At 37.2% G+C, this 21575-nt stretch carries 22 protein-coding genes and 1 pseudogene; 3 read left to right on the top strand and 20 right to left on the bottom strand.

What is annotated here, in order from left to right; translation table 11 throughout:
* Positions 1–15: 15 nt before the first annotated feature.
* Together dapA and IGL80_RS09070 are read right to left on the bottom strand one after the other, a co-directional pair.
* Positions 16–888 (bottom strand): 4-hydroxy-tetrahydrodipicolinate synthase, encoded by an 873-nt coding sequence (gene dapA / locus IGL80_RS09065; RefSeq protein WP_002360552.1) that lies wholly within the window; start codon positions 886–888, stop codon positions 16–18.
* A gap of 33 nt (positions 889–921) precedes the next feature.
* Positions 922–1989: an aspartate-semialdehyde dehydrogenase gene (locus IGL80_RS09070; protein ID WP_002360553.1), complete on the bottom strand. Its 1068-nt coding sequence runs from the start codon at positions 1987–1989 to the stop codon at positions 922–924.
* 206 nt (positions 1990–2195) lie between these two features.
* Here IGL80_RS09070 and IGL80_RS09075 point away from each other — a divergent pair, with 206 nt between their 5' ends.
* On the top strand, positions 2196–2654 hold the full coding sequence (locus tag IGL80_RS09075; protein WP_002357960.1) for an S-ribosylhomocysteine lyase: 459 nt from the start codon (positions 2196–2198) through the stop codon (positions 2652–2654).
* A gap of 83 nt (positions 2655–2737) precedes the next feature.
* Positions 2738–3472, top strand: a complete 735-nt coding sequence (gene nfsA / locus IGL80_RS09080) for an oxygen-insensitive NADPH nitroreductase (protein WP_002360554.1) — start codon at positions 2738–2740, stop codon at positions 3470–3472.
* A gap of 57 nt (positions 3473–3529) precedes the next feature.
* Here the strand turns inward: nfsA and IGL80_RS09085 are convergent, their stop codons facing one another.
* The 13 genes from IGL80_RS09085 to IGL80_RS09145 form a co-directional block, all read right to left on the bottom strand.
* Positions 3530–3778 (bottom strand): YtxH domain-containing protein, encoded by a 249-nt coding sequence (locus IGL80_RS09085; protein WP_002357962.1) that lies wholly within the window; start codon positions 3776–3778, stop codon positions 3530–3532.
* 90 nt (positions 3779–3868) lie between these two features.
* Positions 3869–4747, bottom strand: a complete 879-nt coding sequence (gene scrK, locus IGL80_RS09090) for a fructokinase ScrK (RefSeq protein WP_002357964.1) — start codon at positions 4745–4747, stop codon at positions 3869–3871.
* A 226-nt stretch (positions 4748–4973) separates the two neighbouring features.
* Positions 4974–5186: a hypothetical protein gene (locus IGL80_RS09095; protein WP_002357965.1), complete on the bottom strand. Its 213-nt coding sequence runs from the start codon at positions 5184–5186 to the stop codon at positions 4974–4976.
* On the bottom strand, positions 5179–6243 hold the full coding sequence (locus IGL80_RS09100) for a DUF916 and DUF3324 domain-containing protein (RefSeq protein WP_085366463.1): 1065 nt from the start codon (positions 6241–6243) through the stop codon (positions 5179–5181). The genes IGL80_RS09095 and IGL80_RS09100 overlap by 8 nt, the downstream gene beginning before the upstream one ends.
* Before the next feature lie 138 nt (positions 6244–6381).
* The gene (tagD, locus tag IGL80_RS09105) at positions 6382–6792 is read right to left on the bottom strand and encodes a glycerol-3-phosphate cytidylyltransferase (protein WP_002384695.1); all 411 of its coding nucleotides are present in this window, start codon (positions 6790–6792) and stop codon (positions 6382–6384) included.
* Positions 6793–6844: 52 nt separating this feature from the next.
* The gene (locus IGL80_RS09110; RefSeq protein ID WP_002360557.1) at positions 6845–7438 is read right to left on the bottom strand and encodes a hypothetical protein; all 594 of its coding nucleotides are present in this window, start codon (positions 7436–7438) and stop codon (positions 6845–6847) included.
* Entirely contained in the window at positions 7439–8185 is a 747-nt protein-coding gene (locus IGL80_RS09115; RefSeq protein ID WP_002360559.1) for a WecB/TagA/CpsF family glycosyltransferase, read from the bottom strand. It abuts the gene before it with no gap.
* Positions 8175–9287 (bottom strand): teichoic acid biosynthesis protein TagB, encoded by a 1113-nt coding sequence (gene tagB / locus IGL80_RS09120; RefSeq protein WP_002360560.1) that lies wholly within the window; start codon positions 9285–9287, stop codon positions 8175–8177. Before tagB ends, IGL80_RS09115 begins: the two co-directional genes overlap by 11 nt.
* Before the next feature lie 316 nt (positions 9288–9603).
* Positions 9604–9873: a type B 50S ribosomal protein L31 gene (locus IGL80_RS09125; RefSeq protein WP_002357967.1), complete on the bottom strand. Its 270-nt coding sequence runs from the start codon at positions 9871–9873 to the stop codon at positions 9604–9606.
* A 99-nt stretch (positions 9874–9972) separates the two neighbouring features.
* Positions 9973–11265, bottom strand: a complete 1293-nt coding sequence (rho, locus tag IGL80_RS09130) for a transcription termination factor Rho (protein WP_002357968.1) — start codon at positions 11263–11265, stop codon at positions 9973–9975.
* Positions 11262–12554 (bottom strand): UDP-N-acetylglucosamine 1-carboxyvinyltransferase, encoded by a 1293-nt coding sequence (locus IGL80_RS09135; RefSeq protein WP_002357969.1) that lies wholly within the window; start codon positions 12552–12554, stop codon positions 11262–11264. The genes rho and IGL80_RS09135 overlap by 4 nt, the downstream gene beginning before the upstream one ends.
* A gap of 173 nt (positions 12555–12727) precedes the next feature.
* Complete coding sequence (locus tag IGL80_RS09140; RefSeq protein WP_002357972.1) at positions 12728–13597, bottom strand: class II fructose-bisphosphate aldolase; 870 nt, start codon at positions 13595–13597, stop codon at positions 12728–12730.
* A gap of 202 nt (positions 13598–13799) precedes the next feature.
* Positions 13800–14756: a YitT family protein gene (locus tag IGL80_RS09145; protein ID WP_002381974.1), complete on the bottom strand. Its 957-nt coding sequence runs from the start codon at positions 14754–14756 to the stop codon at positions 13800–13802.
* A gap of 234 nt (positions 14757–14990) precedes the next feature.
* Between IGL80_RS09145 and IGL80_RS09150 the strand changes: the two genes are divergently transcribed.
* Positions 14991–15485, top strand: a complete 495-nt coding sequence (locus IGL80_RS09150; protein ID WP_002357974.1) for a YajQ family cyclic di-GMP-binding protein — start codon at positions 14991–14993, stop codon at positions 15483–15485.
* Positions 15486–15501: 16 nt separating this feature from the next.
* Here the strand turns inward: IGL80_RS09150 and IGL80_RS09155 are convergent.
* From IGL80_RS09155 to celB, 5 genes and pseudogenes are all read right to left on the bottom strand, one after another.
* Positions 15502–16184, bottom strand: a pseudogene (locus IGL80_RS09155) (HD domain-containing protein).
* A 21-nt stretch (positions 16185–16205) separates the two neighbouring features.
* Positions 16206–17171 (bottom strand): asparaginase, encoded by a 966-nt coding sequence (locus IGL80_RS09160; protein WP_002357976.1) that lies wholly within the window; start codon positions 17169–17171, stop codon positions 16206–16208.
* Positions 17168–19630, bottom strand: coding sequence for a helicase C-terminal domain-containing protein (locus tag IGL80_RS09165; protein WP_002404438.1), 2463 nt, complete (start codon positions 19628–19630; stop codon positions 17168–17170). The genes IGL80_RS09160 and IGL80_RS09165 overlap by 4 nt, the downstream gene beginning before the upstream one ends.
* Positions 19631–19666: 36 nt before the next feature.
* Positions 19667–20185, bottom strand: a complete 519-nt coding sequence (locus tag IGL80_RS09170; RefSeq protein ID WP_002360563.1) for a GrdB-related putative oxidoreductase — start codon at positions 20183–20185, stop codon at positions 19667–19669.
* Between the two features lie 17 nt (positions 20186–20202).
* Complete coding sequence (celB, locus tag IGL80_RS09175) at positions 20203–21558, bottom strand: PTS cellobiose transporter subunit IIC (protein ID WP_002384702.1); 1356 nt, start codon at positions 21556–21558, stop codon at positions 20203–20205.
* Positions 21559–21575 lie beyond the last annotated feature (17 nt).

A 21575-nucleotide genomic window follows, 5' to 3' on the forward strand; every position in this document is an offset into this window, starting at 1 on the left:
ATGATTACACGTTCTTTAAATCTCTAACGTGCGAATAATTCTTTGCTCTTCTTCTGGTGTACAAGCAACTAGAGGTAAACGTAAATTTCCAACAGGAATACCTAAATGATTTAAGGCCGCTTTCACGGGTGCCGGCGAAGGCACTGAAAAAAAGGCGTTCATTTTTGGTAATAACTGTCGTTGAATTTTAGCCGCTTCCGGCAAGTTCCCCTGCTCCAGCGCTTGATACATCTCATACATTGACGAACCGAAGACATGACTGGCTACCGAAATAACCCCTTGTCCGCCAAGTGCCTTGGTGGCAAAAGCCAACCCGTCTTCTCCAGTATACACTAGAAAGTCTTTTGGCGCTCTTTCAATCAACTCAGTAATTGCATCTAACCCTGCACATTCTTTAATCGCCACAATTTTTTCCAATTGTGCTAAGCGCAAAGTAGTTTCCACTTCTAGACATGCAGCCGTTCTACCAGGAACATTGTACAAAATAATTGGTAGTTCACTTGCTTCTGCGATGGTTTTAAAATGTTGATACATACCTTCTTGATTTGGTTTATTATAATAAGGAACAACCGCCAAAACAGCATCGATACCAGCGATTGTCGCTAACTCTTTCACAAAAGCGACTGAGTCACGTGTATCATTCGTACCCACACCACAAATAATCGGAATACGTCCATCGATCAGTTCAATAATTCGCTGGAATAATTGTAATTCTTCTTCATGAGTTAACGTGGGTGATTCACCAGTTGTTCCTGCTAAAATAACGCCTTCTGTATGATTGGCCAATAAATAGTCTACCAATTGCGGTAGTTTATCAAAATCTATTTCTCCCGATTCTTGAAACGGCGTAACCATTGCCGTAATAATTGTTGCATTCGTTAAATCCATCCTATTCCCTCCCGAGTATACAATACAAACCTTCTAGTCGTTTTCAGGTACACGAAGCAAATTCATTTCGTGTAGCGTTTCAGCAATTTGGACCGAGTTCCAAGCAGCTCCTTTTAATAGGTTGTCTGACACAATCCATAAATGGAAACCGTTCTTCACGTCAACGTCTTGACGAATACGGCCGACAAATGTTTCTTTCTGGTTGACGCTATTTAGCGCTTGTGGATATAGTTGTTCACTTGGCTCATCTTGCAAAATTACACCTGGAGCTTGCGCCATTAATTCTTGGATGGCTGAGACCGATGCATCTGCTTGTTTCACTTCTATATAAACAGATTCAGAATGTCCTGAAATTACCGGAATACGGACACAGGTGGCAACGACTTTTAGCTTGTTGTCTCCCATGATTTTTTTTGTTTCATTCATCATTTTCCATTCTTCGTAGGTATACCCTGCTTCTGAAAAAACATCAATTTGAGGCAACGCATTAAAAGCAATTGGATAATGTTTTTCGTCACTGCCAGCTGGTAAAATTTCAGCTGACCATTCGCTGACAGGTTTTCCCTCTAAAAAATCTTCGGCTTGTTCTTTTAGCTCATTAATTGCACGGATACCTGCGCCACTCACAGCTTGATACGTTGAAACGATGATTCGTTCTAAGCCAAACGCTTGCCGAATTGGTTCTAAGGCCACCATCATTTGAATCGTAGAACAATTGGGATTTGCGATGATTCCCTGATGATTTTTCAAGGCTTCCGGGTTCACTTCTGGAACAACTAAAGGAACATCTTTTGCCATTCTAAAATGGCTAGTGTTGTCAACAACGACAGCTCCGCGCTTAACTGCTTCTGGTGCAAACTTTTCGGAAATACTCCCACCAGCACTAAATAATGCTAAATCGATTCCTTCAAATGATTCCGGGACTAATTCTTCCACGATAAGAGGTTGCCCTTTAAACTGAATCGCTTGTCCAGCAGAACGCTTAGACGCCAATAACCTCACACTGGCAATTGGCAAACTTGTCTCTGCTAACAATTCAATCATTCTTGTCCCGACAGCACCTGTTGCTCCTACCACGGCAACATGATATTCTTTTCCCATATTTTCATACTCCCCTCTTACCTTCTTGTAAAAGCTACTTGTCCTATTTTACCATAGTATTGAAAAAACCTACATAGTCAAAAAAATGATTTTTTTATTTTCCCATGATATTTTAAAACTATTACCCATCAAAGGACTATCCATTGACTTTTGACTTAAATTTGTTATAGTTAAAACGAATTTAATTATAAAGGGAGCGAAATTTCATGGCACGCGTAGAAAGTTTTGAATTAGATCACAACACAGTAAAAGCACCATATGTTCGCCTTGCTGGCACAGAACAAAATGGTGATGCGTTAGTCGAAAAATATGACTTACGTTTCTTACAACCAAACAAAGATGCCCTACCAACAGGCGCATTACACACGTTGGAACATTTGTTAGCAGTTAACATGCGTGATGAATTAAAAGGAATCATTGACATTTCGCCAATGGGTTGCCGCACTGGTTTTTATATGATTATGTGGGATCAACATTCACCACAAGAAATCCGTGATGCATTAGTCAACGTTTTAAACAAAGTAATCAATACAGAAGTTGTTCCAGCAGTCTCTGCAAAAGAGTGCGGAAACTACAAAGATCATTCTTTATTTGCAGCGAAAGAATACGCAAAAATCGTCTTAGACCAAGGAATTAGTTTAGATCCATTTGAACGTATTCTGTAATCTTTAGCAATTAACGACAGAGAAACCCACTATTAAGCTGTGGGTTTTTCTGTTCTCTTTCTTAATTTAAACGGAGGTTTTTTATGAATCAAACAATCGAACAATTACTAAGTCACCGTTCCGTTCGTCATTTTAAAAAGCAAGCGTTAACGGACAAGCAGAAACAACAGTTAATTACTGCAGCTCAAGCAGGATCAAGCTCCAATTTTTTACAAGCTTATACAATTATAGAAATCAAAGATCCTGAGCTACGCAGAGAATTGGGACGTTTAGCGAATTGTGAAGACTATGTCGTTAACACTGGTGTGTTCTATGTTTTTGTTGCTGATTTGTATCGTCATGCAACGATTTTGTCAAAAGAGGGGCAATCATTAGAACCCTTAAAGACACCAGAATCATTATTAGTAGCTGCCGTTGATACAACGATTGCTGCGCAAAACATGGCCATTGCGGCTGAATCTATGGATTTAGGGATTTGTTATATTGGCGGCATTCGAAATGACTTAGACACAGTAGCCAAACGCTTATCTTTGCCTGAATTAACTGTACCACTTTTCGGATTAACAATCGGTGTACCAGAAACGTTAAATGGTGTAAAACCACGGATGCCTTTTGAAAATATTTTAAGCGAAAATCACTACCAATCAGACAAATTGACAGATATGCACACATATGATGAATTATTAAAAGATTATTATGCCAGCCGCTCAAGTAACGCCCAAACAGCGGATTGGTCACAGAAGTCTTTGTCCTATTTTTCTTATAATCGTCGCCCAGAAGTAAAAATTTTCTTGCAAAAACAAGGATTTGATGTCTAAACAAAAGAGCGTGGGCTTACGTTATTTCAACGTAAGCCCACGCTCTTTTGTTAATTTTTATTTATCTTTACTAAATTTGTCTTTTAAGTCTTCAAAGCCTTCTTTAACTTTATCAGTTAATTTTTCAGCGCCTTCTTTAAGGTCGTCGCCGGCATCACGTGCTTTGTCTTTTACGTCAGCAAAGGTTGATTGAGCTTTTCCTTCAAGTTCTTTGCCTTTATCATCCGTAACTTTGCCTTGCGCTTCTTTTGCAGTACCTTCTACTTTATCTTTTGCATCGTCAAAACGTCCTTTTAAATCTGCCATGCTAATCCCTCCTAAATAATTAATTACATAATAAGAGTATCATTCTTAGCCATTTCCTTCAAATATAATGCATGAACTGCGAATAAATGGTTATTTTTGAGCTATTAAAGCTTTTTTTGCCAAGGCAAAGCAACCAATTGTTCCTGGATTATCTTCTAAAAGAGGCGTCACCAAGTATTTTTCTAAAGGCGGTGTTTCCACATATCCATTGACTAATTCAGCAAATTTTTCACGAACTTTCGGCATCAAATGACGTTGTTTCATGACGCCGCCACCTAAAATGATCACTTCTGGCGCTAATAATAAAGTCGTATTGTACGCTGCTTGCGCTAAATAATAAGCTTCTAGTTCCCAAGTTTTATGATCCTCTTCCAATAAATGACCTTTTTTACCAGAACGACCTTCAACTGCTGGTCCTGCTGCAATCCCTTCTAAACAATCTCCATGATAAGGACAATTTCCTGCATACGTATCTTCAGGATGACGACGGACTAACGCATGCCCCATTTCTGGGTGGCTAAAGCCTTCAATAAACTCACCGTTTTGAATCGCTCCAGCGCCAACACCAGTTCCAATTGTATAATATACACAACTAGATGTATGTTGCCCATTTCCAGCAACATACTCACCATATGCCGCAGCATTCACATCCGTTGTCCAAGCCATTGGCACATCAAAATGTTGTTTCATAGTTCCTAACAAGTCAAAGTTACGCCAAGCTAATTTTGGTGTAGAAGTGATATAACCATACGTAGGAGAATCAACGTGAATATCAATCGGACCAAACGAACCAATCCCAATCGCTTTTAAAGGATATTGTTGGAAAAATTCTATTACTTTTTTCATTGTTTCTTCTGGGGTTGTTGTGGGAAAACTGACACGTTCTACGATGGTCAAATCATCTGTCCCAACGCCACATACAAATTTTGTGCCACCGGCTTCGATACTTCCTAAAAGTTTTTCTGTCATTGCAATATGCTCCTTCGTTTCCATTTTATAAGTAAGCGGATACATTACTTTTGATTAAATAACTAACATACACGTTTAGTTTACCACTTTTTTGTCGTTTCGACAGAACAATTTAACAATTTCAGTCAGGTTGCCCAATGAAATCTGGCAAGTTGCTAAAGAGCATTTTCCTAAAACAAAAAAACGAGCATTCACGGTTATCTAACAATGAATGCTCGTTTTTTGTTTATTGATTCTTTAGCGAAAAATATAACAATAGTCCGATTGTAATCCACCCACCACTAAGTAAAAGCATTAACCAACTTAAAAGCGTTTCTTTTAGAATACTTCTGGGTTCTTTTGCATGCTGAATAAAACTCATACTAGTCAGCAAAGAAAAGAGGAAAAACATAAAACAAATGACCGCTAAACCGCCAGACAACCAAAACCAACTAGCCATTATTCTCACTCTCCTTTTCGCTTGTTTTTTGATAATTATTGCGCCAAATGACACTATAAATTGCCCCAATTGTGATTACTAACAACGTGTAGAAAGTCGGTAACCACCATGTAGGTAGGACCCATTTGACCGTAGCCTCTTGATTCAATTTTTTTGCTTCACGAGTGTTAATCGTAAATTCTTGTTGAAAAGGCCAAGACTGTTGTTCATCTTGTTGTAAAATAGCACGTCCTGTAAATATATAAGTCCCAGCATCTAGCGGTTGTTTACCCAAATCAAGATGAAAATTCATGGAACTATTTGGGGCAAAGCGAACATTTTTTAGTGTCCGTTGTGCAATTTTTTTAGAGGATTCTTTTTTTATCACTTGACCTTCTAAACGAACTTCTGGAAAAATAGCAGCATATGGATTTTGAATGACCGCCTTTAGTGATTTGGCCCCTAAAGCAATTGTAGGTGTTACTTTCACTAATTTCAGTTGGTTCACCTCTGTTAAAGGAGCATTCTCAGCACTCCTCATGGCAATCGCAACATTAAACCCGTAGCGACTGGTTAATCCCGTTGTTTGGTTCTCTTCCTCTGTTTTTTCATCTTTGAGATGCGCATAAACCCCGCCTAAAACAACTCCTTTGATAGGCTGATCAAGTCCCTTCACCTTCATCTTTGCTGATACTGTTTGATGAGGCGGCACACTCACTTCCTCATTTTCTAAAGTAACCAAGTCTGTCAGCGGAACCTTTAACGATGAATCAAGTGGTTTATCAAAATCATTGTACACAATCAACCCATTATCATTTGTTGATGCATTTGCTAGAGTCAATACAATGGACAATTTTTCGTCTGTCTTATTTTTTATGTCTAAGACAATAGTGGAAGATTGCTTTGGTGCCAGAATTAAATCATAATAACTAGATGTTCCTGACACTTGATTTTCTGGTAAAACAGGCGTTACTGTAAATTTAGTCTTCATTTCTTCTGTAGCTTCTACTTTTGGAACAATAATAAAAAATGTGAAAAACAGAAATAGACAGAAAACACCGACTTTTTTTCTACTCATTTCTTCAAGATCTCCTTTATAAAGCTGAATGTACCTACTAGTCTAACAAATCAGCGAAACAATGCTGATCAATCTTTGACTTTTGGGAAGGATAATCTTGAAAAAAGTCTCCTTGAAAAATACCAAGGAGACTTTTTATTATTCACTATAATATAATTCTTTTTTTATCTGTGTGGTTGATACTTCTGGCGTTCGTGGCAAATAAAGAACCTTTGCGGTTGTTTCAACTTCTAGAAAATCAAAAGCCCCTTGCCAATCGTCGCCCATGACTAAAGTATCAATTTTAAATTCAGCAATATCGGAAACTTTTTGTTTCCAACTAGTTTCAGGAATAACTAAATCAACATAACGAATTGCCTCTAATAATTGTTTACGTTTTTCATATGAAAAATAACTTTGTTTCTTTTTTTCTAAATTAAAAGCATCTGTTGAAAGTCCAACAATCAGGTAGTCCCCTTGTTGTTTCGCTTTTTTCAACAAATTAATATGACCATAGTGTAGGAGGTCAAATGTGCCGTAAGTAAGTATTTTTTTCATAAAAACCTCCATTGTACTTTGATATTTCTTCGTTAATTATCAATTTTTGTGAATAGAAAAAAGGCTACTCTTGATTGACTTTGATGGTTTTTCGATCAAATTTTTTATTTTCTGTAGCAGTATAAATTAGTAATAACTTACTCAGAGATTTTATAGAGAAAGACGTTGTTGTAGCTTTTTTTAATTGCTTTAACTGCTTTTGCAATTTTAACGGATTTTTATCTTTTAATAATTTAATTTTCGTTAAACGAAAAATGTGTTCCTGATGCTCAAATGAACGTTCAGCATCTGAATGATTAAAACGAAGATATTCTGAAAGCACCTCTTGATTTACAGCAACTTTTCCTTTTGGTAAAAACCATTCTTTGCCATTTTGATCTATTAGATGCCGCTCACTTTGATTTGAAATAACAATTTCTTTATCGTCTTCAAAAAGATACGAAAAAAGCATTGCTTTTTTTATAATTATGTACTCAGTTACTTCATATGAAGACAATTTTCTTAATTCTTCTATCAAACTATTCCATTGATTATTTTGAACAAATTTACTTAGTTTGTGAATAGGTGGTACTCGTAAAATGAACTTCTCATCTTTCTCTATTTTCACGATATAAAAAGTTGTGTCTACGTCATTTTCCCAAATAAACAAAATAATCATTTACTGCCCCCTAGATTTGTTGTTCCGATACTTAATAGTCAAATAAATATATTTAGGAATTTGCATTAACCGATCGTATCTCTTCATTGTCAAACAACGATATAACCATTCCAAATTGTGATTTATATAAAATTCTGGCGCTCTTTTTACTGATCCAGCTAATACGTCAAAAGTACCGCCTACGTCTAAAAATACATTAGCTGTCAGGTGATCAATTGTTTGTTCCAAAAAAATCTCTTGTTTCGGTGAACCTAATGCTACAAAGACAAACCTTGGTTCAGCTTTGTTAATTTGTTCCACAATTTCTTGCTGTTTTTTCTTTGTATAGCCATGTAAAATACCGCTAATAACAATCCCTGGATATTGTCGTTGAATATTTTTAGCTGCTGCTTCAACTACTTCTTGCTTTGCACCATACAAGAAGATTCGTTCCTTATGTTGATTTGCATACTCTAAAAAATTATCCATGACATCAATTCCTGTAACTCTTTCACGAATAGACCCACCCATTAGCTTCGATGCCTTGACCACACCTATCCCATCTGCAATCCGATGAGTTGCTCTTTTCAAATATAACTTAACTTCTGGATGTTCAAATGCTAACAATGAAATCTGCGGATTAACGCTAGTTACAATCATTTTCTCTTTAGCTTTGAGATAACTTTCTAAGTCATCCATAATTTCTTGATGTGTTAATACGTCAACTGGTAATCCCCCAATATATTCAGTGCGTACCTTACTTTTCACAAAATCCCCCCAAGATTCTCTCTACCAACTCTACTATTTTATTAATGGTCTCTTTTGACTGATATTGATTCCATTCTTCGTTAATTCTAGTAATATTATCTTTATAACTATTTATTGAAAAATTTGACAATGCCACAATCAACTGTTTTTCATTTTCAACTAACGGTCCTGGTAAATATTCAAAAAAATCAGGCTCAATTCCAGGATTTAATGCGTATTTTTCTAAATCTGGACAAAAAAATAAAATGTTCGGTTGCTCTTTAACATGCATGTATTCAAAGACCACACTCGAATAATCAGTAATCAAGTAGCCTATTTCACTAAAGCTTTCAAAAATATGCTTTTCCCAAATAGAAACATTTCTCGGTAGTTCAATGGCATCTAACTGGATTGATGGATGTAATTTCATATAAAAATGAAACTTTGGCATAGCAGAAAAAGCCTTTATTGCTTGATTTATCACAAGCATCATTTCGTTCGATCCCTCTCGATAAGTTGGTGCATATAAAATTTTGTTATTCTGATTTGTTTCTCCTACCTCTAATTTTTCAAGATAAGCAAGACGCGGCGAACCAAAATGAAAAAATTGAGCATTCTCGAGACGATAATTGTTTCTAAAAATTGCTTCCATTTTTAGTGAATTAACGATAAAATAATTCATTTTATCGTAAACTTTTTGAAACCTGATTTGATCCTTGCTACTTCTATGTTTCGTGTGATAAGCACCCCAGCCAAACTGTTTTAAAGCCCCATTAGCATGCCATAATTGGATAACTACTTGCTTTTTTTTTAAAATTGCCAATTCTGGAAAATAATTATCTACAAAAATTAACGGCGCTGACTTCAAGTATGAAATCGCCGTTGTAATCAACAAAGTTTTCTTATCAAAAAGTATCGTCTTTATGCCTTTTTGATTTAAGGATGCTGCGTATGATTGACAATTTTTTGTATAAAGTACTATTATCATTCCGTGATAGTGTTGTTCTAATTGTTCAATTAAATGTCCATCATTTCTTGGGAAACTCATTATGTACACAATTTTTACTTTTTTATGCTTGTACGGTCTCCATCTTAATACTGTTAAGTACAATTGTTTTAGCACTTTTATATCCTTTCACAAACAATAGTTTTCTTATAAAAAAGATATGATCAAAGTCTTTAAAAAGAAAAAGCTTACATATAAACTCATTAAAACAAATTATACCTTAAAGATTCTAAAAAGACAATTGCACTTTACAATATGTATACTATCCAAATAATTTAAATTATACGGTATACGGACTAGCTATACTTTCAGTTAAATAAAATAATATTTAAATAATTTCTCTGAATTTAAAACTGCCTATCCAACAAAAATAGAGGTTTCCCACCACAGTGGAAAACCTCTATAAACCTTGTCATAACAATGTTTTGAAAGACTATGCGTCTGGATTTGCGTTTTCGTCTTTGAGACCGTATTTTTTGTTGAAACGGTCCACACGTCCGTCGGCTTGTGTGAATTTTTGACGACCAGTGTAGAATGGGTGTGAGTCTGAAGTAACCTCAACACGTAATAATGGATAAGTGTTGCCATCTTCCCATTCAACAGTTTCTGAAGATCCTTTAGTTGAACCTGAAAGGAATTTGAAACCTGTTGTTGAATCCATGAATACTACTGGTTGGTAATTTGGATGGATATCTTGTTTCATACGTTTTTTCGCTCCTTTGCCCTGATCCATTTGCTGTATCAGAGTTATTTTGTCGGTATACAACAATGCTATCTTACCATGTTTTCAGTTGGTATGCAATTATCTTTTTGGATTTCTTTTAATTTGTTTGCCAAACGAAACATCATGGAAAACTTCAAATAATTGTTGATTATTTTGGGTCCGTTTTAACATTTTTATGAATTGATCCGTATATTCCAGCGAGTCTCCTGACATATTATTTCTCAATTTCCACGTTTCTTCTAGTTGTTCTGGTGTCATTAGCAACTCTTCTTTTCGCGTACTTGATTTTTTAATATCAATTGCTGGGAAAATACGGCGTTCTGCTAATTCACGAGATAAATGGAGCTCCATGTTGCCTGTGCCTTTGAATTCTTCATAGATGACATCATCCATTCGGCTACCTGTATCCACCAATGCCGTGGCTAAAATAGTTAAACTGCCCCCTTCTTCGATATTTCTGGCAGCACCAAAAAATCGTTTAGGTTTGAAAAACGCAGCTGGATCTATTCCGCCACTTAAGGTTCGACCACTAGGCGGGACCACTAAATTATAGGCCCTTGCTAAACGAGTGATGCTGTCCATTAAAATAACTACGTCCCGTTTGTCTTCAACTAAGCGCATTGCTCGATCCAGAACCAATTCAGCAACTCGCGTATGATTTTGTGGTTGTTGATCAAAAGTTGAAGAAACCACATCGCCTTTAACGCTTCGCTCTAAATCAGTCACTTCTTCAGGACGCTCGTCAATTAACAACAGAATCAATTCCACATCAGGATGATTTTCTGTAATCCCATTAGCAATTTCCTTTAAAACACTTGTTTTCCCGGCTTTTGGCGGCGCTACAATTAAACCACGTTGCCCAAAACCAATTGGGGCAAATACATCAATCATTCGTGTTGATAATCTGCCAGCCGTTGTTTCTAACGTTAATTGTTTTTCAGGATACAACGGTGTTAGCGCTGGAAAATGTGGCCGCTCTTTCGCTTCTTCAGGATCTTTCCCATTGACACTTTCAACATGCATGAGTCCATAGTAACGTTCTGATTCCTTTGGCGGACGCGCCTTGCCAGCTACTTTGTCCCCATTTCTCAATCCGAAACGACGAATTTGAGAAGAAGAAATATAAATGTCTTCTGCACTTGGTCCATAATTAATTGGCCGCAAAAAGCCATAACCATCCTGAGAAACAATATCTAAAATTCCTTCCATGAAGAAAAACCCTTGCTTCTCAGCTTGTGCACGAATCACAGCTAAAGACAATTCTTTTTTGTTCATTTGGCTATAATAAGGAATTTTAAACTCTTTCGCGTACGCATAAATATCTTTTAACGTACTGTTTTCCAATTCAGCCATTGTTAAATAGTCGCTCATTGATCCACCTCAAACGGACCTTCTTGTTCTTCGGTTTCTAGCATTTGAATATCAGCGCCTAAAGCAGTTAACTTTTCGATAATGTGGTCGTACCCACGTAAAATATATTCTACATTATAAATAGTGGTCGTACCTTCAGCCATCAAGCCGGCAGTGACTAGGCAAGCGCCTGCCCGTAAATCAGAGGCGACTACTTCTGCACCGTGCAATTGATTTGGACCATTTAAAATAATCATATTGCCTTCAACCGAAGCATCAGCCCCCATCCGCACTAACTCAGGGATATGCTTATTTCGTTGAGCATAAATCGTATCAATAATTTCACCAGTTCCTTGCGCTTTTAAAAGTAATGGCGTTAACGGTTGTTGTAAGTCTGTGGCAAACCCAGGATACGGATAGGTTTTCACCGTCGTCATTTTCAGATCATGTGACGGATGAACTTCAATCATGTCTTCTTCAATTGTCATCTTAACGCCCATTTCTTGCAATTTCGCAATGAAGCTTTCTAAATGCTCATAAATAACATTTCGAACTTTGATTCCTTCACCCATAGCTGCTGCCATAGCTAAATAAGTCCCAGCTTCAATTCGATCTGGAATAATCGAGTGACGACAACCATGTAATTCTTCGACACCTTCAATCCGAATAACGTCCGTTCCAGCTCCTCGGACTTTTGCACCCATGTTATTTAATAATGTAGCAATATCAATAATTTCTGGCTCACGCGCAGCATTTTCAATAATCGTTTTGCCTTTGGCTTTAACTGCAGCTAACATGACATTGATTGTAGCGCCAATAGATACCATATCCATAAAAATTCGGGTTCCTTGTAAGCCAGCTTCGTCTGTTCTCAAGTACATCGCCCCATGTTCGTTGGTTACATGAGCGCCTAATGCTTCAAATCCTTTGATATGTAAATCAATTGGACGAGGTCCTAAGTAACAACCGCCAGGTAAGCCGACAACGCCTTCCCCAAATCGACCAAGAAGTGAGCCCATAAAATAATAGGACGCACGTAAGCTATTGATTTTTCCTTTTGGCATTGGCACAGAAACAACTTCTGTTGGGTCAATAATTAATGTATTATTTTCAAAAGTAATTTTAGCACCCATAATTTCTAAAATTTCAATTAATGAGTGAACATCCTGAATGTCAGGAACGCCATCTAAAGTCACGGGCGAATCTGCTAAAATAGCAGCTGGAATTAAAGCGACCACACTATTTTTGGCGCCGCTAATGGTTACTTCGCCCTTTAATGGACGATTCCCATTGATTACGATTTTTTTCATTTATATTCTCACCTATCTATAATATACGTTTTCTAAATAAACTACCCAATCATTCTATCATAATCAAGCTTAAGAAAAAAGAAAACTTCTCAGGTATTTTAATAGAATGAAAAAATAACAAAAAATAAAAAAGACAGCCACGTGCTGTGGCTGTCTTTAACGTAACTAGTTGATTAAGCTTTGTTAGCTGAACCGAACCAATCAATGTGTTCTTCTGCATCTTTGATGATTGCAGCTTTACCTGGTGCTAATAATTTACGAGGGTCAAATCCTTTACCTTCTAAATCTTTACCAGCTTCAATATATTCGCGCGTTGCTTTAGCGAATGATAATTGGAATTCTGTATTTACGTTAACTTTTGAGATACCCATTGAAATTGCTTTTTCAATTTGTTCTTGAGGAATACCAGAACCTCCGTGTAATACTAGAGGTACATCAGAACCGACAGCTTCAGCAATCGCTTGTAAGTGATCAAATGCTAAACCTTTCCAGTTTTCTGGATATTGACCATGGATGTTACCGATACCACATGCTAAGTAGTCAATACCTGTAGCAACCATTTGTTTACATTCTTCGATATCAGCTAATTCGCCAGTACCGATGATTCCGTCTTCTTCACCACCGATTGAACCAACTTCACATTCGACAGAAATACCTTTAGCGTGCGCTTTTTCAACTACATCTTTCGCTAATTTTAAGTTTTCTTCGAATGGTAAGTGAGAACCATCAAACATGATTGAAGTATAGCCAACTTCGATACATTCTAAAGCAGCTTCGTAGTCACCGTGGTCTAAGTGAATTGCTACTGGAACTGTGATATTCATTGAGTCTACTAAATTAGTAATCATGTCTTTAGCTACTTTGTAGCCGCCCATGTATTTAGCAGCGCCCATTGATGTTTGGATTAGAACTGGTGCTTTTTTAGCTTCTGCTGCTTCTAAAATCGCTTGTGTCCATTCTAAGTTATTTGTGTTATAGCCACCTACTGCATAGCCGCCTTTACGTGCTGCTTTTAAGAATTCTGCTCCTGATACTACTGGCATAAAAAATTCCTCCTAAGTTTTTAAAAACTTTATTTGTTAGGTGTTCCCTAACCAACGGTTCTATTTTAGCAGAATTCCTGACACTTTTCTAGTAAAATTCCCTTTTTCAGAAAATTTTTGTCTATTCTTTCACATAACCTTCATTTTTATAAAAAAACCTCCAGTTTTCCCGTTAAGACTTTGGGACCTGAAGGCCGACTTGCTATTTTAATTTTTTCTTTGGTGGATAACGTTTCACCTTGTAGGATTGAAGCTCAGGAAATGTTCCTGTACTATGAAAAATCCGTTGTTCATCTTCATTGGCAAAACGCCCTAAAACCGATTGTGTTGGTAAAATATTTACAAAGGCATTCTCATCGATACTGTAAACTGCTTGTTCTAAATCATAGAGCTCGTAGCGAGTAATGACCATCATAATCATCCGACCTTCTGCACCTGAATAGCCGCCGATTGAAGGCAACAAGGTCATGCCACGAGCGATTTGTTGAGAAACTTCTAAGGCAACGGCTTCTGGTCTCGTGGTGACAATCATTGCTGTGACTTTTTGGTGACTGGTATGAATCATGTCGACCACCTGACTCAAACAGTAAATAGAAATAATAGTATACAACGCACTTTCCCAGTTAAATACAAAACCAGCCAACAGCACAATAATACCATTTAATAAGAACATAAAATTACCAACGGTTTTCCCTGTTGTTTTTGAAAGAATCAGTGAAATAATGTCCATGCCGCCAGTGTTAAAGCCCATTTTCAATGAAAGCCCTGCGCCAACGCCGACTAAGACACCACCCATAATTGCGTTCATCAAAGGATTCGTTGTGACTGTTACGATTGGCACAAACATAGTGACAACGGAAATACCAATAACATTGATGAAACTAAGAATCGTTGATTGTTTCCCTAATTTTACAAACCCTAGAATGAAGACGGGAATGTTTAAAAATAAAATGAAAATCCCTGTATTAATATGGATTCCTAAATTTGTATATAATAATGTAGCAATGATTTGCGCAATTCCGTTCATCCCTGCCGAAAAAACTTTTGCCGGAATCAAAAAGAAATTCAAACCGACCGCAGAAGTCAAAGCGGTTATCGCCATCACTGCTATTTTTTTTATCGATTCATTCCTTTGGTAAGTACTAACCAATCGACTCATTTTTCTTCGCTCCTTCGCTATTCTTCTGACTTAGAATAACAGGTTCTATCCTAAAAGAAAAGGGGCTAAAAGCGAACATTGAAAAAAATTTTTTTGCAACGTTTCCATGAAAGAATGCGGGAAGATATCCCTAAAAACTGATCTTCTTATTTCTCTATTCAAAATGATTCTAGCCTAACCTTTTTTACTATTTCATGATATGATGAAGCAAAGAATATTTTAGGAGGTTTTTACATGGCTGCAAAAGAAGCAAGTTTTGATGTAGTTTCAGAGGTCAATATGGAGGAAGTCAAAAACGCGATTCAAATTGCCTTGAAAGAATTGAAAAATCGTTTTGACTTTAAAGGGTCAATTGCTGATATTAAATTGGAAAACGATAAATTAGTAGTCGTAGCTGAAGATGATTATAAAGTCGAGCAAGTGAAGGATATTTTATTTGGAAAATTAGTCAAACGCAATGTTCCGATTAAAAATATTCATTTTTCAGAAAGTGAAAAAGCCTTAGGCGGTACCGCTCGCCAATATGGTGATTTAATCAGTGGTATTGATAAAGAAAATGCGAAAAAAATCAACACAGCTATCAAAAACTCTGGGATTAAAGTTAAGTCACAAATCCAAGAAGACAAAATTCGGGTAACTGGAAAAAGTCGGGATGATTTACAAAAAGTCATGGCTCTTTTACGAGAATTAGATTTACCAATGGCTCTTGAGTTTAACAATTATCGCTAAAAAAATCCTTCAACTGTTAATGAATAGTTGAAGGATTTTTTGTTTTGGTACTGGCCATTCTTGATTATTCAATAAAACGATTGGTCGGCGTTGAATTTTTTCTGAAAAAGCGGCAATTGCTTTGAAGACCTTTGGCATAAAATAAAACGCATTTAATTCTTCTAAATCCAGTTCTTCTTCTGCCGTAAACGCGACACAAACCTCTTGTTCTGAAAGCATAATTTCAATTTTCTTTAAAAATTGAAATTGCCGCATTCCTGGCACGAAATAACCAGCCTTTGCAACACGAGAGGTTGTAATATCTAATTTATCACTAATGATTAGCGCTAGTGTCATTAACTCTTCCGAATCAAAGCCATTACTATGATTTTCTATAGAAGATAAAATTTCTTCTTGATAAGGCAAACAAATCTTTTGCTTACGAAAATATGCTTCTGCAAATTGTTTTCCACGAAGTGCATGTCCTGCTTTTCCTTGTAGCGCACCCACATCATGGAGCAGTGCCGCAATTTTTGCCGCCTCTAAATACTCCTCTGAAACAGCAAGTTGTTTCAAAATCATTTCCGTCATGGCTACGACATTGTTTACATGAAACCAATTATGGTATGCCCACCCAGCTTCTTCATCTTCCATTTGACCAATTGCATCATAAATTTGTCGAATTTCAGTATCTTGATGAATGCGTTCAAACAGCTTCATTTATTTTCTCCTTAAAATTAGTTACTGTTCCAAAAATTCTTTTAACTCTGCAGGATTTTTTTCGCTGTTTAAACCAACAATTAAACGAATCCGCGCTTTCGGTCCGTTTAAGCCACGAGCAAAAACAACCCCCATTTTTTTCAAGCCAACGCCACCACCAGCATAATCATAGATATCTTCAGCAATGCCATTGGAACAACGAGAAACTAAAACGACTGGAATCCCGTTATCTAGCATTTTTTGTAATGCTGGGAGCGTTTCTGGCGGTAAATTACCCGCACCTAGCGCTTCAATTACTAACCCATCCGTTTCTGGGGTGTTTAATAATTCAAACATCCGTTCACCCATCCCCGCATAGGCCTTCACTACGTGAACATTTCCTTTCACAGAAGAAACATCGCAAACTTCTTGTGGTAAGACCTCTTTCGCAAAAAAAGCACGTTCTTTCGCAATGGTTCCTATTGGTCCAAAAGTTGGCGTCCGAAACGTCGCTACGTTCGTTGTATGTGTTTTTGTCACATAACGCGCCGTATGAATTTCATCATTCATCACGACTAAAACACCTTTATCGTACGATTCGTCTGAACAAGCAGTCCAAATAGCACTGATGAAATTATACAAGCCATCACTACCGATTTCGTTACTTGACCGCATTGCTCCTGTTAAAACAATGGGGATTTTTTTCTCTAAGGTTATATCTAAAAAATAAGCAGTTTCTTCTAATGTATCTGTTCCATGCGTAATAACCACGCCATCAATTGGTTCAGAATAAGCTTTTTGAATCCGTTCTTTTAATTGAAACATCCGTTCTAAGGTCATGTGTGGTGAGGGAATATTAAAAATATCTTCAACAACTAAATGAACCTTGCCAGAAAATAATGCTTCTTGTTCCATCAACGGATTTTTTTCATTCGGGGCAACACTTCCTCCTGCTACTTTCGACATGGAAATGGTCCCACCTGTATGAAGGACTAAAATGGTCTTCATTTGTTTCCTCCTTTGTTTTCTTTATTTTTTAACCAAAATTGTTTCACTTGTTGAATGAGTTGTTCATTGGTGTTTGCCTTTCGATGCGCCAACCAATGCGGCGGAAAGAAACGCTGGACACTTGGTAATTCAAATCGTTCGTCTAATAACAACACAAAGCCTTTATCTTGCGCATCTCGAATGACACGTCCAGCCGCTTGCAAGACTTTATTCATGCCAGGAATTTGATACGCAAATTGAAACCCTTGCCCTCGCTCTTCTTGATAAAAAGTGCGAATCAGTTCTTGCTCCGGATTCATTTGTGGTAGCCCGACACTAACAATTATCGTACCAATCAATCGGGTACCTTTCAAGTCAATTCCTTCTGAAAATATACCACCTAAAACACAAAAACCGATGAAAGTTTCTTGAGGATTCTCTTTAAATTCAGCTAAAAATGCTTCTCGCTCTTTTTCGTTTAAGTCCGTTCCCTGAATTTGAGTTTTTACTTGCGGGTAACGTTGGCTAAATACTTGATAGACATCATCCATATAGGCATAAGAAGGGAAGAAAATTAAATAATTACCTGTTTTTGTTTCACTTAACTTCCCTAAAAGTTCACTAATCTGTGGATAACTTTTTTCACGGTTTTTATAGGTTGTTTGAAGATGACTACCAATCATCAACAATTGATTTTCTTCTGGAAAAGGATACGGAATCCGATAACGTAGGCTTTCTTCACCTCCACCAAGCACTTCTTGATAATAATTCAGAGGTGTTAAACTTGCCGAAAATAAGATACTCGCTTTCCCTTTATCTAATCGTTGTGACAATAAATAAGCCGGATCGACACAAAATTGTTTCACAACGCAGTCATAGTTTCGCAAAGAAATAGACGTATAAAAGCCGTTGTCGTAATACTCGCTGATTCGAAGATAACTTAAACAATCAAAATAAAAACTGAGAATCGACGCCAATTCCTCAATGTGTTGATTTTCTGGCAACCATTCTGCAATTACTTCTGTTAATCGATGTATCTGTTTAACTAATGAATCAATTGGCGCGCGTTGGGCAAAAAAATCCGTGTCTTTTTCTTCACAGATTGCTTCAATATCATCAAACGTAGTTAAGACTTTTTGACAAACTCTTTTTAATTGAACAGATTCTTTTTGCAATCTTTTTTGAATTTGCAAAACCGCATTCCTAGAAATAGCGGCCGAATACATCTCCCGTGAACGATTAACCAAATTATGGGTTTCATCCACTAAAAAAATATTCTCTTCTGCACTTTGGGGTTCTTCAAAGAAGCGCCGTAAATAAACCGTTGGATCAAATAGATAATTGTAATCGCCAATAATTAAATCACACCAAAGACTTGCATCTAGCGACAACTCGAATGGACACAATTGGTGCTTTTGTGCATACCGTTCAATAACCTCTCTCGTTAAATGATTTTCATGTTGCAATAAATCCCACAGTCCCTCATTTAAACGATCATAATAGCCGTCAGCAAACGGGCAATGTTCTGGTGTACAATTTCGTTCAGTTAAAAAACAAATTTTATCTTTTGCTGTTAACGTAATACTCTTAGTTTGCGCTTGTTTTTCAGACAGCGCTTTGACAGCATCTTCAGCCACTTGCCGCGTGATGGTCTTAGCTGTTAAATAAAAAATCCGTTCGCCTTCTTCTTCACCAATTGCTTTCATCGCTGGAAAAAGAGTGGACATTGTCTTGCCTGTTCCAGTTGGTGCTTCCACAAAGAGCCGCTGTTTACTAAGAATTGTTTTATAGACGGCTACCGCCAATTCTCGTTGCCCTTTGCGATACTCCCCGTAAGGAAAACTAAGATTTTTTAATGATTTATTTCTCAAAATACGCCACTCTTCTTTAAAAATTACCCACTGTTCATAGCGCTTCATCAAATCAGTAAAAAACTCCGCTAATGCAGCTTCTGTAAAATGGCGTTCTTGTCGTGTGATTTGTTTTGTGGTGGTCTGATAATAAGTGAGTTGAAGCGTTATTTCAGAAAGTTGTTCTTGTTGGCAATACATGTGACCATAACACATCGCTTGATACCAAAACAATTCGACCTTTTCTGGCGGCAATTCTTCAAACGCTGGCTCGGATGTTTTAATTTCATCAATGACCACTTGCCCAGTTTCTTTCACAAAAATGCCGTCTGCACGACCTTCTACACAATAATTATGGCCATTTAAAGGCACCTCAATTTTTAAAGATACTTCCTTTTGATAAAGGCTCCCCGCTTCCTTTTGCAACATTCGATGAAGGCGACTACCTTCTTGTGGTGTATGTTCACTCACATGGCGAGAATCGATACTTCCCCGCCTTAAAATAAATTCGACCACTTGACGAACCGCAATTTTTCTCGTTGATTTCACGTAATCCCACCTATCTGCCTCCCTATTATAGAACATACATTCGCTAAACAAAAGCAAAAAATCCAAAACGAACACAATCATGTGTTCATTCTGGATTTCTCTTTAGATTATCAACAATTAAAAACAACTTGTTTCTTCTAACTGTTTGGTTTCTTTTCCATTTGCTTTTGCCACGACCAATTGCGCCATTTGTTTAAACGAATTATTTAAACCAATGCCGCCCTTTTTGGGCATCTTCACAATCGGTACTTGCTGATAATAGTGACTAACTGCTGGATTTTCTTCTGCCATCGCTGCAATTGCAGGAATGCCTGCAGCATTAAACTTACAAGCTAGATGAGCGGCCATTTCTCCAAAATTAGGATAATGCATGGCAGGTCCGCAAAGAACCGCATCGGCATGAAACTTTTTTGCAAAGCCAATAAATTTCTTTGCTACCTCTTCCTCGTTTTCCAAATAATATTGGTCACCACAATAAAGTGTCGCAACAATTTCCGCTCCTTGCTTCTGTAAAAATGGTAGCAATGTTACCCCTGGACCTAAGGGAGCTTTTTTACCACTTGGTTTCAGCTGAGCTTGTTCATCACTGCCAAATCCTGCTAAACTGTGGTTTAAGACTAAAAGGATTTTTTTCACGCCTATTTCCTCCTTTTTTATAAATCATCGAAGTCAAAGGAATCAAAATCAATTTCTTCACTCTCTTCTTCTTGTGCTTTCCATTCTTCACGTAAATATTGGTCATCCATAACTCGAATAAAAGGATAATAAATGAACATTCCTAGTACCAATAAGAGAGCTTGCAGAATTGATCCTTGCCAACCGCTGACTAAAAATCCTGAGATAATTGGCGGGGTCGTCCACGGCAATTGAATACCATTCGTCAATGGAACTAAGCCCCAATCCATAGCAAAATAGGCAATAATAATATTAATCGCAGGTACTAATACAAATGGAATTAAAAGGATTGGATTTAAAACAATTGGCAACCCAAAAATGATTGGTTCGTTAATCCCAAAAACACCAGGAATTAGTGAAAGTTGCGAAAGCTTTTTAATTCGTTGACTTTTACAGAATAAGACCATCACAATGATTAATGAGAGTGTGGAACCGGCGCCACCAAATGTTGCAAACATATCTTGAAATTGTCCAGTGATGATGTTGGGAATTTCATGACCGTCTTTAAATGCTTGTAAATTTTCAACAGACAATGCCCGCAAAACAGGATTAAAGACTGCGCCAACCACGCTACCTCCGTTAATGCCAAAGAACCAAAAGAAGTGTAAAAATAAATAAGCAATACTCATTGCACCTAAGGTATTACCAAGACTCAATAAGGGCGTTTGTAGAAATTCAAAAATAACATCTTGTAAATTACCATAAGGAGTTAAAGCAGCCAGCCAATTGACTAAAAACATGAGAGTAACAACTAAAAAACTCGGAATCAGGGCCTCAAAAGACTTAACCACTGTTGGTGGCACTCCTTCTGGCATTTTTATTGTCCACCCTTTACGAACAATGGCCACAAATAAACGAGTCGCAATTAATGCGACAATCATTCCTAAAAACAAGCCACTGGAACCCATCCATTTTAAAGGTAAACTAGTAACTTCATAAACCTTTGAACTATTTTCCGGTGTAAATAATGTTTGATAAGGCGTTACAATAAAAAATGAAACCAATGCGATAATTCCTGCTTGCATTGCATCCACATTGAATTGTTTCCCTAAACTATAGGCAATACCGACAACGGCCAGAATGGTCATTACATCAAAACTAGCACTAGCTGGAACAGACATCATTGTCGCCCAGTCTTTACCAAGCAAATGAGACATCCAAGTATCCCATTGCGGCAAAGGAAAATTAGCAATTAATAAGAAGACCGAACCAACAATCAACAAGGGCGTTGATAAAAGGAAGCCATCACGAATCGCTACTAAATACTTATTTTCTCCTATCACTTTTGCCAAAGGGGTCAATACGCGCTCTAACCAATCCAAAAATTTTTGCACGGTCGTCACTCCTATCT

It is taken from the genome of Enterococcus sp. DIV2467a, assembly GCF_050532945.1.
Taxonomy (GTDB): Bacteria; Bacillota; Bacilli; order Lactobacillales; family Enterococcaceae; genus Enterococcus; species Enterococcus faecalis.